Source organism: Nonomuraea sp. NPDC050227 (assembly GCF_044459705.1).
Lineage (GTDB): Bacteria > Actinomycetota > Actinomycetes > Streptosporangiales > Streptosporangiaceae > Nonomuraea.
The window spans coordinates 158,845-174,179 of record NZ_JBITJF010000013.1; the positions used below are offsets into that span (position 1 = coordinate 158,845).

General features: G+C 73.6%; 12 protein-coding genes. 10 read left to right on the top strand and 2 right to left on the bottom strand.

The genetic code is table 11. The annotated features are described in order from the left end of the window. Positions 1 to 17 precede the first annotated feature (17 nt). The 4 genes from mtnA to scpA all read left to right on the top strand — a co-directional run bounded on the left by mtnA (position 18) and on the right by scpA (position 5,716). On the top strand, positions 18 to 956 hold the full coding sequence (gene mtnA, locus ACIBK9_RS40495) for an S-methyl-5-thioribose-1-phosphate isomerase (protein ID WP_397164169.1): 939 nt from the start codon (positions 18 to 20) through the stop codon (positions 954 to 956). Between the two features lie 78 nt (positions 957 to 1,034). Continuing rightward, positions 1,035 to 1,814, top strand: a complete 780-nt coding sequence (locus tag ACIBK9_RS40500; RefSeq protein WP_397164170.1) for an N-acetylmuramoyl-L-alanine amidase — start codon at positions 1,035 to 1,037, stop codon at positions 1,812 to 1,814. Positions 1,815 to 1,859: 45 nt separating this feature from the next. Beyond that, positions 1,860 to 3,575, top strand: coding sequence for a methylmalonyl-CoA mutase family protein (locus tag ACIBK9_RS40505; RefSeq protein ID WP_397164172.1), 1,716 nt, complete (start codon positions 1,860 to 1,862; stop codon positions 3,573 to 3,575). Beyond that, entirely contained in the window at positions 3,572 to 5,716 is a 2,145-nt protein-coding gene (gene scpA, locus ACIBK9_RS40510; RefSeq protein ID WP_397164174.1) for a methylmalonyl-CoA mutase, read from the top strand. Before ACIBK9_RS40505 ends, scpA begins: the two co-directional genes overlap by 4 nt. Positions 5,717 to 5,777: 61 nt before the next feature. Here the strand turns inward: scpA and ACIBK9_RS40515 are convergent, their stop codons facing one another. Continuing rightward, positions 5,778 to 7,442, bottom strand: coding sequence for a protein kinase (locus ACIBK9_RS40515; RefSeq protein ID WP_397164176.1), 1,665 nt, complete (start codon positions 7,440 to 7,442; stop codon positions 5,778 to 5,780). 101 nt (positions 7,443 to 7,543) lie between these two features. Here ACIBK9_RS40515 and meaB point away from each other — a divergent pair, with 101 nt between their 5' ends. From meaB to ACIBK9_RS40540, 5 genes are all read left to right on the top strand, one after another. Further along, positions 7,544 to 8,512, top strand: coding sequence for a methylmalonyl Co-A mutase-associated GTPase MeaB (gene meaB / locus ACIBK9_RS40520; RefSeq protein ID WP_352354119.1), 969 nt, complete (start codon positions 7,544 to 7,546; stop codon positions 8,510 to 8,512). 215 nt (positions 8,513 to 8,727) lie between these two features. Beyond that, positions 8,728 to 10,911, top strand: a complete 2,184-nt coding sequence (locus ACIBK9_RS40525; protein WP_397164178.1) for a CehA/McbA family metallohydrolase — start codon at positions 8,728 to 8,730, stop codon at positions 10,909 to 10,911. A 121-nt stretch (positions 10,912 to 11,032) separates the two neighbouring features. Continuing rightward, positions 11,033 to 11,653: a TetR/AcrR family transcriptional regulator gene (locus ACIBK9_RS40530; protein WP_397164180.1), complete on the top strand. Its 621-nt coding sequence runs from the start codon at positions 11,033 to 11,035 to the stop codon at positions 11,651 to 11,653. Continuing rightward, positions 11,650 to 12,711: an acyltransferase gene (locus ACIBK9_RS40535; RefSeq protein WP_397164182.1), complete on the top strand. Its 1,062-nt coding sequence runs from the start codon at positions 11,650 to 11,652 to the stop codon at positions 12,709 to 12,711. The genes ACIBK9_RS40530 and ACIBK9_RS40535 overlap by 4 nt, the downstream gene beginning before the upstream one ends. Before the next feature lie 105 nt (positions 12,712 to 12,816). After that, the gene (locus ACIBK9_RS40540) at positions 12,817 to 13,881 is read left to right on the top strand and encodes a glycoside hydrolase family 19 protein (RefSeq protein ID WP_358293245.1); all 1,065 of its coding nucleotides are present in this window, start codon (positions 12,817 to 12,819) and stop codon (positions 13,879 to 13,881) included. 19 nt (positions 13,882 to 13,900) lie between these two features. Here the strand turns inward: ACIBK9_RS40540 and ACIBK9_RS40545 are convergent, their stop codons facing one another. Continuing rightward, the gene (locus ACIBK9_RS40545) at positions 13,901 to 14,302 is read right to left on the bottom strand and encodes a MerR family transcriptional regulator (protein ID WP_352354129.1); all 402 of its coding nucleotides are present in this window, start codon (positions 14,300 to 14,302) and stop codon (positions 13,901 to 13,903) included. A gap of 87 nt (positions 14,303 to 14,389) precedes the next feature. Between ACIBK9_RS40545 and ACIBK9_RS40550 the strand changes: the two genes are divergently transcribed. After that, on the top strand, positions 14,390 to 15,280 hold the full coding sequence (locus tag ACIBK9_RS40550; protein WP_397164183.1) for an NAD(P)-dependent oxidoreductase: 891 nt from the start codon (positions 14,390 to 14,392) through the stop codon (positions 15,278 to 15,280). Positions 15,281 to 15,335: the final 55 nt, after the last annotated feature.

Genomic DNA, 15,335 nt, shown 5'->3' on the forward strand with positions numbered 1-15,335 from the left:
GGGCTACCGTGTGCGGCGTGAGGACCATCGACTGGGCCGGCGACGCCGTCGAGCTCGTGGACCAGACCCTGCTGCCCGGCCGGTGCGTGCGGCTGCGCGTCGAGACCGTGCCCGAGCTCGTCGCGGCGATCAGGCGGCTGGCCGTGCGCGGCGCCCCCGCGCTCGGCGTGGCCGGCGCGCTCGGCGTCGTCCTCGCCGACGGCGACCTCGGCCAGATCGCCGAACTGCGCGCGGCCCGCCCGACCGCCGCCAACCTGGCCTGGGGCGTCGACCAGGCCGCCGCCCACCTGGACAAGGGCCGGCAGGCGGTCCTGGCGGCCGCGCTGCGGATCCGCGACGACGACATCGCCGCCTGCCTGGCCATGGGCGAGCGCGGCGCCGCCCTGCTGGAGGGCGACCGGTTGCGGATCATGACCGTGTGCAACACCGGCGGCCTGGCCGCCGTCGAACGCGGCACCGCCCTCGGCGTCGTCCAGACCCTGCACGAACGCGGCCGCCTGGCCGAGGTGCTCGCCCTGGAGACCCGCCCGCTGCTCCAGGGCGCCCGGCTCACCACCTGGGAACTGGCCAGGATGGGCGCGCCGCACCGGCTGGTCGCCGACTCGGCGGGGCCGTACCTGCTGGCCAAGGGCGAGGTGGACGCGGTGCTCATCGGCGCCGACCGCATCGCCGCCAACGGCGACACCGCCAACAAGATCGGCTCGTACGCGCTCGCGCTCGGCGCCGAACGGGCCGGAGTGCCGTTCATCGTCGTCGCGCCCGAGTCCACCATCGACCCCGCCACCCCGACCGGCGACCACATCGAGATCGAGGACCGCGACCCCGAGGAGATCCTCACCGTCGGAGGTGTACGCCTGGCCCCCGAGGGCACACAGGCGCTGAACCCCGCGTTCGACGTGACGCCGCACGATCTGATCACCGCGATCGTGACCGAACGGCGGGTGATCAGACCGTGAAATAGCGCGATCCCCGGACCTGCTCACCTCGCTGGCGTTACGCTCGGTCGTCCCGATATCTACTCTCGGAGAGCACTCGTGGACATCGATCTGGTGTTACGCCGCGACTGGCAGGCCCGCGCGCCCCGCGGCTCCTACACCCAGCTTGACTCGACCAAGGGCGTCAAGGTCCACTACACCGGCGGCCGGGTCGAACCCGCCATCGTGTCCGACCACGCCGGCTGCGTCTCCCTCGTGCGATCGATCCAGGCGTACCACATGGACGGCAACGGCTGGATGGACATCGGCTACAGCTTCGTCGCCTGTCCGCACCGGAAGGTGTTCGAGGGGCGGGGGCTGCATCACCTGCCGGCGGCCAACGGTCCCGGGCTCAACGCCGGTCACTACGCCGTGCTCGGGCTGGTCGGCAACGCCGGGCTCGTGCAGCCGCCCGACGCGATGCTGGACGCCGTCCTCGACGCCGTCCAGTACGTGCGCGACCGGGGCGGCGCCGGCAAGGAGATCAAGGGCCACCGCGACGGCTACTCGACCGACTGCCCCGGCGACCCCCTGTACGCCTGGATCAAGCGCGGCGCGCCCCGCCCCGGCGGCGGCACCACCCCGCCGCCGCCCAAGGGCGCGCCGCCCTTCCCCGGCCGGTTGCTGAAGTACCCGCCGGTCATGGAGGGCGAGGACGTGCGCACCTGGCAGCGGCAGATGCACAAGCGCGGCTACGACCTGACCGTCGACGGCGCGTACGGCGCCCGGTCCCGCGACGTGTGCCGCGAGTTCCAGCGCGAGCAGGGCGTCGAGGACGACGGGATCGTGGGCCCGCTCACGTGGAGGCTGGCCTGGGAGGCGCCGACGGCTGACGGGTAACCCCCGGATTACTGCGGCGGCCGGGCAGCGCCTACTATCCGTTGCATGGAACTGGCAGCGGGCTTTCCTCCCACCACTCGCGACGACTGGCGGAGGCTGGCGGTCGAGGTCCTGCGCAAGTCGGGGGTCGAGGCGGGCTCGCCCGAGGAGGCGCTGTCCAGCCCGACCTACGACGGCGTGCCGGTCATGCCGCTCTACGACGCGGGCGACCTGCCGGGCGATCCGGGGCTGCCGGGCGCGCCGCCGTTCACGCGGGGGGCGCGGGCGCGGCCCGGCTGGGACGTCCGGCAGCGGCACGCCGTGGCCGACCCCGAGGCGGTGCTGGCCGATCTGGAGAACGGCGTCACCTCGCTCTGGCTGGTCGTCGGCGACGGCGCGATCCCGGTGGGGGCGCTGCCCGCCGTGCTGAAGGACGTCTACCTCGACCTGGCCCCGATCGTGCTGGAGGCGGGGGAGCACACGCGGGAGGCCGCCGAGGCGCTGTTCGGCCTGGCCGCCGCGCAGGGCGTCACGCCCAGCGGCAACCTGGGCGCGAGCGGCGTCGAGGGGGCGGAGCTGGCCGGGCGGTGCGTCGCGGTCCCGGGGTTGCGCGCGGTCATGGTCGACGCCACGCCGTACCACGACGCGGGCGCCGCCGACGCCGAGGAGCTGGGCTGCTCGATCGCGCGGGGCGTGGCCGAGTTGCGCACGCTCACCGGCGCCGGCCTCACTGTTGAGCAAGCGCTAGGCCAGATCGACTTCCGGTACGCCGCCACCGCCGACCAGTTCGCCACCATCGCCAAGCTGCGCGCGGCGCGCCGGTTGTGGGCCAGGGTGGCCGAGGTGTGCGGCGCCGCCGAGCACGGCGGCCAGCGCCAGCACGCCGTCACCAGCGCGGCCATGATGACCGCCCGCGACCCCTGGGTGAACATGCTGCGCACCACGCTGGCCTGCTTCGCGGCGGGCGTCGGCGGGGCGGAGGCGGTCACCGTGCAGCCGTTCGACGCCGCGCTCGGCCTGCCCGACGCCTTCTCCCGGCGCATCGCCCGCAACACGCAGTCGCTGCTGCTGGAGGAGTCGGGGATCGGGCGGGTGGCCGACCCCGCCGGCGGCTCCTGGTACGTCGAGCGCCGCACCGCCGACCTGGCCGAGCGTGCCTGGGCGTGGTTCCAGGAGATCGAGGCCGCCGGAGGCGTTGAGGCCGCCGGCGAGCTGATCGAGCGGCGCGTCGCGGCCACCCGGGCCCGCCGCGACGACGACATCGCCCACCGCCGCTTCCCGATCACCGGCGTCAGCGAGTTCCCCGATCCCGGCGAGAAGCCGCTGCGCCGGCCGCCCGCTCCCGCCGGGCGGCCGGTGGCCCGCTACGCCCAGGAGTTCGAGGCGCTGCGCGACGTCGCCGACGCCCTGCCCGAGCGTCCGAAGGTGTTCCTGGCCACCATCGGCCCGGTCGCCGCGCACACCGCGCGAGCCTCCTTCGCCGCCAACCTGTTCCACGCCGGCGGCCTGGCCACCGAGACCGCCGGGCCGGGCGCCGACCCTGAGCAGATCGCCACCGCCTTCGCCGTGAGCGGCGCCGCCGTCGCCTGCCTGTGCTCCACCGACAAGCTGTACGCCCAGCACGCCCGCGCCGTGGCCGCCGCCCTGCGGCACGCGGGGGCGAGACGCGTCTGGCTGGCGGGGAAGGGAGACTACGAGGGCGTGGACGCCTGCCTCTACGCGGGGTGCGACGCGCTCGCCGTGCTCCGTCAGACGTTCGAGGACCTGGAGGTGCTGCGATGATCCCCGACTTCTCGGGCGTCCCGCTCGGGCCGGGGGCCGGCTCCGGCGCGGCGGCCGTCCCCGGGGGCGAGGTGTGGGAGACGCCCGAGGGCATCGGGGTCAAGCCGCTCTACACGGCCGCCGACCTCGACGGGCTCGACTTCCTGCGCACCTATCCCGGCGTGGCCCCGTACCTGCGCGGGCCCTACCCCACCATGTACGTCAACCAGCCCTGGACGATCCGCCAGTACGCGGGCTTCTCCACGGCCGAAGACTCCAACGCCTTCTACCGGCGCAACCTGGCGGCCGGGCAGAAGGGCCTGTCGGTCGCCTTCGACCTGGCCACGCACCGGGGCTACGACTCCGACCACCCGCGCGTGGCCGGCGACGTGGGCATGGCCGGGGTGGCGATCGACTCCATCTACGACATGCGGCAGCTCTTCGACGGCATCCCGCTCGACCGCATGTCGGTGTCGATGACCATGAACGGCGCGGTGCTGCCCGTGCTCGCGATGTACATCGTGGCGGCCGAGGAGCAGGGCGTCGCGCCGGAGGAGCTGGCCGGGACCATCCAGAACGACATCCTCAAGGAGTTCATGGTCCGCAACACCTACATCTACCCGCCGGCCCCTTCGATGCGCATAATCTCGGATATTTTCGCTTATACGAGCGAAAAGATGCCGAAGTTCAACTCGATCAGCATTTCTGGGTATCACATCCAGGAAGCCGGGGCGACCTGCGACCTCGAACTCGCCTACACCCTCGCCGACGGCGTCGAGTACCTGCGCGCCGGCATCGCCGCCGGGATGGACGTCGACCGGTTCGCCCCCCGGCTGTCGTTCTTCTGGTGCATCGGCATGAACTTCTTCATGGAGGTCGCCAAGCTGCGCGCCGCCCGGCTGCTGTGGGCCAAGCTGGTGTCGCGGTTCGGGGCGGCCAACCCCAAGTCGCTGAGCCTGCGCACGCACAGCCAGACCTCCGGCTGGTCGCTCACCGCCCAGGACGTCTTCAACAACGTCGCCCGCACCTGCGTCGAGGCCATGGCCGCCACCCAGGGCCACACCCAGTCGCTGCACACCAACGCCCTCGACGAGGCGCTCGCGCTGCCCACCGACTTCTCGGCCCGCATCGCCCGCAACACCCAGCTCCTCCTGCAGCAGGAGTCGGGCACCACCCAGGTCATCGACCCCTGGGGCGGCTCCTACTACGTCGAGCGGCTCACCCACGACCTCGCCGAGCGCGCCTGGGCCCACATCGAGGAGGTCGAGGAGGCCGGCGGCATGGCCAGGGCCATCGAGGCGGGCCTGCCCAAGCTGCGCATCGAGGAGGCCGCGGCCCGTACCCAGGCGCGCATCGACTCCGGCCGCCAGCCGGTCATCGGGGTCAACAAGTACCGCGCCGCCGACGACGAGCCCATCGAGGTGCTCAAGGTCGACAACAGCGCCGTACGCGCCCAGCAGCTCGACAAGCTGGCCCGTCTCCGGGCCGAACGCGACGGCGAGGCCGTGCAGCGCGCGCTCGACGCGCTCACCAAGGCCGCCGAGAACCCCGCGCCGGGCCTCGACGCCAACCTGCTCAAGCTCGCCGTGGACGCCGCCCGCGCCAAGGCCACCGTCGGCGAGATCTCCGACGCCCTGGAGCGGGTGTTCGGCCGGCACGCCGAGCAGGTGCGTACCATCTCCGGTGTGTACCGCGACGAGTCCGGCAACGCCGAGGCCATCGAGCGCGTCCGCCTGGCCTGCGCCGACTTCGAGCGGGACGAGGGCCGCCGCCCGCGCATCCTGGTCGCCAAGATGGGCCAGGACGGCCACGACCGGGGCCAGAAGGTGATCGCCACCGCCTTCGCCGACCTGGGCTTCGACGTCGACGTCGGCCCGCTGTTCCAGACGCCGGAAGAGGTGGCCAGGCAGGCGGTCGAGGCCGACGTGCACATCGTGGGCGTCTCGTCGCTGGCGGCCGGGCACCTCACGCTGGTGCCCGCGCTGCGGCGCGCCCTGGCCGACCTCGACGCCGCGGACATCATGATCGTGGTGGGCGGCGTCATCCCGCCGGGCGACCACGACGAGCTGCGCGCCGCCGGCGCCGCCGCCATCTTCCCGCCGGGCACGGTGATCGCCGACGCCGCCCTCGACCTGCTCCGGACGCTCTCCGCCCGCCCGTAGCGCTGCGGGCGGCTCGGCGGGTCATCGGCCGCCCCGTGACCCTCCGGGCGGCTCGCCCGGGTCAGAGGGCGTCGTCGCAGATGGTGACGGCGACGGTGCGCTGACGGGTGATCGGCGCGGTGATCCGCAGCGTGACGCTGTGGAGGCCGGCGGTCGTCAGCGCGGTCGGCGAGGTCAGGTGGCGGGGGGCGTCCTCGGCGACCGTGGCCGAGGAGCGGGCGGTGACCGTGCCGTCGACGATCCAGGTGTACCGGAGGGTGACCGGGTCGCCGGTCCTGGTCACCGCCGCCTGGAGCCGTACCGTGCCGTCCCAGCAGTCGCCGTTCCTGGTGCCGCCGGACGGGCGCAGGGAGGCCAGGGTGAGGCGGTCGGGGGCCGGGGTGGCGCCGGAGGTGCTCTCGTCCTGCGGCCCGGGGACCGGTGTGCGGGTGTGTCGTGGGCGTCGGGTGGGGGAGGTCGCGGTGCCGGGGGTGGGCGCGGGGGTGGGGGCGGTGGTCACGTCGGCCACGTGGGTGGCCTTGGGCGTGGGCGTCGAGGGAGTGAGCCACACGATCGCACCCGACAACACCAGCACGGACACCCCGGAGACCCCGGCCACCATCGCCGTCTTCACCCGCCGCCGCACCTTGACCTTGGGCGCGGCTCCCGGCGTGGCGGCCTGCGGGGCCGGGACCTGTGAGGCCGGGACCTGTGAGGCCGGGACCTGTGAGGCCGGGACCTGTGAGGCGGGGACCTGTGGGGCCGGCGAGCCCCCGTGGGGGAGGGGCGGCGTGCCCGCGACCAGACGCAGCCCGGTGGTCCCCGACGCGACCCCCGGCCCTGCGGCGGGCGCGGGGCGAGCCGGCGCCCCGGCGGGTGCCGGGCGGGTCGGCGTTCCGGAGAGGGACGGGCGAGGCGAGGGGCCGGAGGGCGCCGGGTGGGGGGAGGGGCCGGAGGCGGAGGCGGGGATGGTGAGCAGGTGGCGGAGGACGTCGGCCATGGGCGGGCGGCGGGCGGGGTCCTTGGCCAGGCAGGCGAGGACCACGCCGAGCAGTGGTTGCGGCAGGTCGCCGGTGCGGGGTTCGTCGTGCAGGATGCGGTTGATCACCGCCGGCAGCGAGTCCTCGCCGAACGGCGGCATGCCCGTCGCCGCGAAGACGATCACCGACGCCCACGCGAACACGTCCGCGGGCGCGCCCGCCTCCCGTCCCGAGAGCTGCTCGGGCGCCATGTACGCGGGCGTGCCCGTGATGGCGCCGGTCGCGCTCACCCCCGTCCCGAACGCCGCCGAGACGCCGAGGTCGGTCACCCGCGGACCGTCCGGCCCGAGCAGCACGTTGGACGGCTTGAAGTCGCGGTGCGCGACGCCCGCCCGGTGCGCCTCGGCCAGCGCCGTCGCGGTCGTCACCGCCAGCCGCCGCAGCTCGTCCGCGCCGCGCAGGGCGCCGGCGTCCTGGAGCGAGGGCCCGTCCACGTACTCGGTGACGACGTACGGCCGGCCCCTGACCGAGGCGTCCAGCACCCGCGCGACGCAGGACGGCTCCACGGCACGGGCGGCGGCGATCTCCCTGGCGAACGGCTCACCGGCGGTGACGCCCTCGGCGAGCACCTTGACGGCCACCGGACCGCCGTCGCGGCCGCGGGCGAGGTAGACGACACCGTGGCCGCCCGCGCCGAGCCGCCCGGCCAGCCGGTAGGGTCCCACCGCCGCCGGATCGCCCTCGCGGAGGGGTTCGACGTTGGGCATGAGGGGAGTGACTCCTGTGACGGCTGTGATCAGAACTCCAGCACCTTACTGGCAAATAACCGGACTTGTCAGAAGTTAGGCTGATCAATGAGAAGAAAGGGGTGAACCGCGTGCGCTCGCTGGAGGACTACGCCCAAGGCGTACGGGCAGGCTCCCGTACGTGGATCGCCCGCGCGATCACCCTGGTCGAGTCGACCAGACCGGACCACATGGCGCTGGCCCAGCGGCTGCTCGTCGAGCTCACCCCGCTGTCCGGCCGGGCCCGCCGGGTCGGCGTCTCGGGCGTGCCCGGAGTGGGCAAGTCCACCTTCATCGACGCGCTCGGCACGTACCTCACCGGCCAGGGGCACCGGGTGGCCGTGCTGGCCGTCGACCCCTCCTCGACCAGGACGGGCGGCAGCATCCTCGGCGACAAGACCCGGATGGCCCGGTTGTCGGTCGATCCGGCCGCGTTCATTCGCCCGTCGCCGACCTCCGGCACGCTCGGCGGCGTCACGAAGGCGACCAGGGAGGCCATGGTCGTGGTGGAGGCCGCCGGGTTCGACGTGGTGCTGGTCGAGACCGTCGGGGTCGGGCAGTCGGAGACCGCCGTGGCCGACATGGTGGACACGTTCCTGCTGCTCACCCTGGCCCGTACCGGCGACCAGCTCCAGGGGATCAAGAAGGGCGTGCTGGAGCTGGCCGACGTGATCGCGGTCAACAAGGCCGACGGCGAGTACGAGCTCGCGGCCAGGAAGGCGGCCAGGGAGCTGGCCGGAGCGTTGCGCATGCTCCGCTCGGACGCCGGGCCGCCGCCCGTCCTGACGTGCAGCGGGCTCACCGGCGACGGCCTGGAGGAGCTGTGGCGGCGGATCCTGGCCCATCAGGACTCGCTGGACCTGGCCGCCAAGCGCCGCCGTCAGCAGGTCCAGTGGACCTGGACGCTGGTCCGCGACCGCCTGCTCGCCGAGCTGCGCCACGACCCCGAGGTGGCGGCGATCACGGCGGAGGTCGAGCGGGAGGTGCTGGCGGGGGAGCTCACCCCCGCGCTCGCCGCCGACCGCCTGCTGTCGGTGTTCAAGCGGCCCTGACATCCGGCCGTGGCTGTTCGAGTGGCCCTGACGTCCGGCTGTCGGTGTTCGAGCGGCTCTGACGTCCGGCGGCGGGCGCCCGGAGCTCTCCACTCCCCGGAGGAACAGACTTGCGCCCGGGGGAGAAATATCCCCATCCACAGCGTCATCTCCGATCCGACGGCTTGAGCGGGACATGTCACGATGTCGCGCAACCGACGTGGGGAGAAGCGCAGATGTGTGCGGAACCGATGCTGCCCGGAACGGTCGCGGAGGCCCTGGAGGAGTACGGTCGCCTGCTGGCCGAGCACGGCATCACCTGGGGCGAGCCGGAGATCCACTACGTGAAGTTCTTCGCCCGGCGCAGGGTGCTGCCGCCCTCGCTGTTCGGCACGTTCTGGCGCCTGGCCTTCGAGGAGGCCGCGCGGCTGCACCCGGGGCAGCCGATCGACCGGCTGGCCGCCCATCTCGCCGAGCCCGACTACGACCGGGTGCTGCGCGACGCCCTCGCCGGCGAGCTGCCGCCCCACCTGACCGCGCTGCGCGTCGGCCCCGACCGGATCGAGCTGCGCGGAGCGCCGATCACCGTCCTGACCCCGGGAGAGCCGTACTCGGGCCCGCGCGGGGTGGGCGCGGTGCCGGTCGCGGACGCCCGGCCCGCGACGGCCGTTGAGGCGCCGCCGCCGCCCTCCGGACGCGGTGCGGAGAAGATCTTCCTGCTCGTCGACTCCTCCCGCGACACCCCCTGCCCGGTCAGCGTGGACGACGCCCGCCGCGAGCTGGCCCCCCACGGGGCCTGGCTGGTCGAGGCCGACGCCGGCAGCGTGATCATGGCCGACGGGCAGCGCGTCCGGCTCGATCCCCTGCTGCGCCCGGTCCCAGTCGCCCGGCTCACGCTGGTGGCGGGGGAGCCGTGCCGGTGGAGCGTCGCCTCCCGGGACGGCCGCGGCTGGTACCCGCCCGGCGTCCCGGCCCGGCACGACTACCACGGCAGGCCCTACTTCCACGGTGACGGCCGCACCCTCGACGTCCCGGCCGAACCGCTGACGATCACCGTCACCCGGGGCATGGAGTACACCGAGTCCGCCCTGGACGTCACCCTGGCCCCGGGCGAGGAACGCGTGGTCCGGCTCACCCCGGAACGCCTCTACGACGCCGCCGCCCGCGGTTGGTACGGCGGAGACCTGCACGTCCACCTCAACTGGGCCGGCGACCTGGTGGGCCTGCCCGCCGACGCGGCCGCCGCCCAGCTCGGCGAGGACCTGCACGTGCTCAACCTGCTCGCCGGGAACGTCTCAGGGCCGCGCGTCTACGACCGGGAGGCCCTCGACCACTGGGCGGGGGAGGACCTGCCCTGGTCCGACGCCACCCACCTGGCCCGCATGGGCGTCGAGTACCGCAACGATCTGCTCGGCCACGTCTACGCCTTCGCCCCGGAGCGCGCGCCGGGCCGGTTCCACACCGGGTTCGCCGGCGACGCCGACTGGCCGCCGAACGCCGAGGGGCTGCGCGAGCTGCGCGGCCTCGGCGCGGTCCTCGGCTACAGCCACCCCTTCGCCACGCCGCTCGCCGACGGCGATCCGCCCAGGGCCGTCGTCTCCCCGGCGCCGCGCAACTGCGCGGCCCGCGAGCTGGTCGCCGACGCCGCGCTCGGCCTGGTGGACAGCCTCGACGTGCTCACCCACGCCTCGATCCCGTCCACGGCGGCCGTCTACCGGCGGCTGATCGGCGCCGGCAACCGGCTCGCCGTCACCGCCGGGACCGACTCGATGATCTCCTTCACGCGTTCGGACAACCAGTCCAACCCGCCCGGCTGGGCCCGCGTCTACGCCCGGGTGGAGGGTGAGCTGACCGCCCGCGCGTTCGCCGACGCCGTACGGGCGGGCCGCACGTTCGCCACCACCGGCCCCTGGCTGGAGCTGACGGTGGACGGGCACGGCCCCGGCCACGTCATCGACGCCCGCCCCGGCGACCTCGTCCGGGTCACCGCCACCGCGATCGGCCCGGAGGTGGCCGCCGTGCGCGTCCGCACGGCCGAGGGCGTCCGCGCGGGCGCGGAACGGCTCCCGGCCGGCGAACGGCTCCGGGACGGCGAACGGCGCCCGGACGGCGAGGAGCGCCTGACCGTGACGGCCGACCTGCGCGTGGACGAGCCGACGTACGTGCTGGCCGAGGTCGTGTGCGACCCCCACCCGCGCACCATGACCGGCACCGGCTACGCCCTGACCAGCCCCGTCTACGTGGACCTGGCCGGCCGCCGGGTGGCCAGGCGGGACGACGTGCGCTGGTGCCTGGAGTGGCTGGACCTGCTGGAGGAGCTGATCAGGTCGCACGCCCGCCTGACCGCCCCCGGCCAGCTCGCCGACCACGTCGCCCTGCTGGACCAGGCCAGGGAGATCTACCGCGACCGCCTGTCCTGACCCCGGCGCGATCCCTGACCCCGGCGCGGTCCCTGGCCTCTCGCGGTTTCCGACCCCTGTGCGACCCCTGTGCGACCCCTGACCCACTCGCGTTTCTGGCCGCCTGTGCTAGATTTTGGCCATGCGGTCAGAAAATCAGTCGGGCGGCCAGAAGGCGCGCTCGTTCATCGAGGAGGCCAGGCGGGCGCAGATCATCGCCTCGGCCGTGGAGGTGATCGCCGAGGTCGGGTTCGGTCAGGCGTCGCTGGCGCGCATCGCCCAGCACGCGGGCATCAGCAAGGGCGTCATCTCCTACCACTTCGCCGGCAAGGAAGAGCTGATGGAGGAGGTGGTCAACAGCGTCTACGGCGAGATCGCCGCACACGTCATGGCGCGGATCGAGGGCGTCGAGGGCCCCACCGCGATGTTGCGGACGCACATCCTCGCGGTCACCGAGCACATGCGCGGGCACCGCACCCGGCTCAAGGCCCTCGGCGAGATCTTCTACAACCTGCGCACCGCCGACGGTCAGCCGCGCTACGGCGTGAAGGCCAACGAGGAGCTCTACCAGGCGATGGAGCAGATCTACGCCTACGGCCAGGCCACCGGCGAGTTCCGCGACTTCGACCGGCGCGTCATGGCCATCACCCACTCCTCCGCCATCGACAACATGTTCGCCTACTGGGTGGCGAACCCCGACCACGACCTCGACGCGCACGCCGCGGAGCTGGCCGACCTGTTCGAGAGGGCATGCAGGCGATGAAGACCGAGACCGGCACGAGACTCCTCGCGATCGACAACCTGCGCGTACTGCTGACCGCGCTGGTCGTCGCCCATCACGTCGCCGTCACGTACGGCAACATCCCGATCTGGTACTACGCCGAACCGGCCACCGACCCCTCCGGGGTGGCGCTCGACCTCCTGGTGGTCTTCAACCAGGCGTTCTTCATGGGGTTCTTCTTCCTCATCTCCGGCTTCTTCACCCCCGGCTCCCACGACCGCAAGGGCGGGCGGGCGTTCGTCCGCGACCGGCTGGTCAGGCTCGGGGTGCCGTTGCTGGTCTTCGTCCTGCTGCTGCGGCCGCTGCTGACGCTCGGCGACCACGGCATGCCGTTCTGGAAGTGGTACGTCGTCTCGTGGGACCCGGGGCCGATGTGGTTCGTCGAGGTGCTGATCGTCTTCGCCCTGATCTACGCGTGGTGGCGGCGTGCGGGCAGGTCCGGCGGGCAGGCGGCCGGGGCGCCGAGCCTGAAGGGCGTCGTGCTGTTCACCCTGGGGCTGGCGGCGGTCACCGTCCTGTGGCGCGTCCCGGTGCCGCAGGGCACGTACGTGCCGGTGCTGGGCTTGCCCACGCCCTACTTCCTGCCGCAGTACGCGGCGATGTTCACGGCCGGCGTGGTCGCCTTCCGGCGCGGCTGGTTCGAGGCGCTGCCCAGGCGGGCGGCCCGCGCCGGGTTCGCCGTCACGGGCGTGGCGAGCCTGGTGCTGCTGCCGGTGTCGAGCCTGACCACGGGCCTGGTGGCGTCGGCGGCCATGGCCCTGTGGGAGTCCGTGGTCGCCGTCGGCATGATCGTCGGGCTGACGGTGCTGTTCAGGGAGCGGTTCGCCGGGCAGGGGCCGCGCGGCAGGTTCCTGGCCGGCAACGCCTACGCGGTCTACGTCATCCATCCGCTGGTGCTGGTCGCCGTGGCCTGGGCGGTGCGGGGGCTGCACGCGGCGGCGGTCGTCAAGTTCGCCCTCGTGCTGGCGGTGTCGCTGCCGTTGTGCTGGGGGCTGGCGTACGCGGTCCGGTCGTTGCCGGGGGCCAGGCGCGTCCTCTGACTGCGGGCTTGACTTTGGGCCTTGCCGGGCCCTTGGCGGCGTGCCACCATCGCGCTAACTCTTAGGAAACTTTCTTAAGAGATTCCGTGAAGGGAAGTGATCGGGGTGCGCCGGAGCCTGACGCTGTTCGCCGCCGCGCTGCTGGTGGCGGGCGTCCTGTCGGCCGTCGTGCCGGCCCCGCCGGCCGGGGCGGCCACGTGCGCGACGCCGTGGAACGCCTCGACGGCCTACAACGGCGGCGCGGTGGTGTCCCGCGGCGGGCACAACTGGTCGGCCAGGTGGTGGACGCAGAACGAGACCCCCGGCACCGCCGCGGTCTGGGCCGACCAGGGCGCCTGCGGCGGCGGCGGTACCCCCACGCCAGGCTGCGACCACCCGAACTGGGTGGCCGGCCGGTACTACGCCACCGGCAGCATCGTGCGATACACCGACGGCAACTATTACATCGCCGTCCACGACAATCCCGGCTACGACCCCGTGATCAGCACCTGGTACTGGGACCCGTACGCGTGCGACGGCGGCGGCACGCCCACCGACCCGCCGGACCCGGGAGGCTTCGTGGTGAGTCAGGCGCAGTTCGACCAGATGTTCCCCGGCCGCAACTCCTTCTACAGCTACAGCGGCCTGACCACGGCCATCGCCGCCTTCCCCGCCTTCGCCGGGACCGGCTCGGCCACCGTCAGGAAGCAGGAGGCCGCCGCCTTCCTGGCCAACGTCAGCCACGAGACCGGCGGGCTGGTCTACATCGTCGAGCAGAACACCGCGAACTACCCGCACTACTGCGACGCGACCCAGCCCTACGGCTGCCCGGCCGGGCAGGCCGCCTACTACGGCCGCGGGCCCATCCAGCTGAGCTGGAACTTCAACTACAAGGCCGCCGGCGACGCCCTCGGCATCAACCTGCTGAACGACCCCTGGCAGGTGGAACGGAACGCGTCCGTGGCCTGGAAGACCGCGCTGTGGTACTGGATGACCCAGAACGGCCCCGGCACCATGACCCCGCACGACGCCATGGTCAACAGCCGCGGCTTCGGCGAGACCATCCGCAGCATCAACGGCAGCCTGGAGTGCAACGGCGGCAACCCGGGCCAGGTGCAGAGCCGGGTCAACGCCTACCAGCGGTTCACCCAGATCCTCGGCGTCGCCCCCGGCGGCAACCTGTCCTGCTGACCGCCTCCCCGGCGTCCGATCAGGCCGGTCGCGCTCCCGCGGGGGCCCGGCCGGCCTCATCGGCCGGCGCGCGCCGTTCGGTGGTCTCCAGGTAGCCGCGCAGGGCGCGCCGGGAGCGGCTGAGCGTGTCGATCTGCTCGTCGAGGCCGCGCAGCCGGGCGCGCAACGTGTCCAGCAGCTCGGGGCAGGGCACCAGATCGGGGTCGGGGCCCGTGACGCAGGGCAGCAGGTACGCGATCTCGTCGGTCGACAGCCCGGCGTCGAGCAGCTTCCTGATCTGGGCCACGGTCAGCACGGCCCCGTCGTCGTACTCGCGGTAGCCGCTGGCGCGGCGGCTGGGCTCCAGCAGGCCCTGGGCCTCGTAGTAGCGCAACTGGTGCGGGCGGACGCCGGTCCGCCGGCTCAGGTCACCGATCAGCACGGCCGTCCCCCTTGACCTTCATACCGGTCTGAACGTTGACGATTCTCCCATAGCTGCTGAACCACCTCTTTTGGGAGAGCGACTGTGATGACGAAGGAAAGCCGTACCCCCGTGACCGTCCTCGGCCTGGGGCTGATGGGGGAGGCGCTGGCCGGGGCGTTCCTGCGCGACGGCCGGCCGACGACCGTCTGGAACCGTACGGCGGCCAAGGCCGACCGGCTGGCCGGGCAGGGCGCCGTACGGGCCGGGTCGGCGCTGGAGGCCGTGACCGCCGCCCCGCTCGTGGTCGTCTGCCTGACCGGGTACGACGCCGTGCGCGAGGTGCTCGACCCGCTGGCCGAAGCCCTGGACGGCCGGGTGCTGGTCAACCTCACCTCCGGCACCTCCGCCGAGGCCCGCGACACCGCCGCGCGGGTGGCCCGGCACGGCGGCGCCTACCTCGACGGCGCGATCATGACCACCCCCGCCGCCATCGGCACCCCGGCGGCCGCCCTGCTCTACAGCGGCCCGCGATCGGCCTTCGACCTGCACGAGCCGGCCCTGCGCAGCCTCGGCAGCGCGACGACGTACCTCGGCGCGGACCACGGCCTGTCGGCGCTCTACGACGTCGGGGTGCTGAGCCTGATGTGGAACATCCTCAACGGCTTCCTCCAGGGCGCCGCGCTGCTCGGGGCCGCCGGGGTGGAGGCGGCGGCGTTCGCCCCGGTCGCGCGGAACGGCGTCGAGACCGTGGCCGGCTGGCTGGCCGACTACGCGCGGCAGATCGACGAGGGCGCGCACCCGGCCACCGACTCGACCCTCGACACGCACGTCGCCGCCATGGACCACCTCGTGCACGAGAGCGAGTCGCACGGCGTGGACGCCACGCTGCCGCGCTTCATCAGGGAGCTGGCCGGCCGGGCCGTCGCGGCGGGCCACGGCGGCGAGGGCTACACGGCGCTGATCGAGCAGTTCCGCAAGCCCTCCGGCCAGGAGTGAGACGACGGGCCTCGGCGCCAGGCCCGCCGGACGGCGGCGGGTCCTCGGGTCCGCC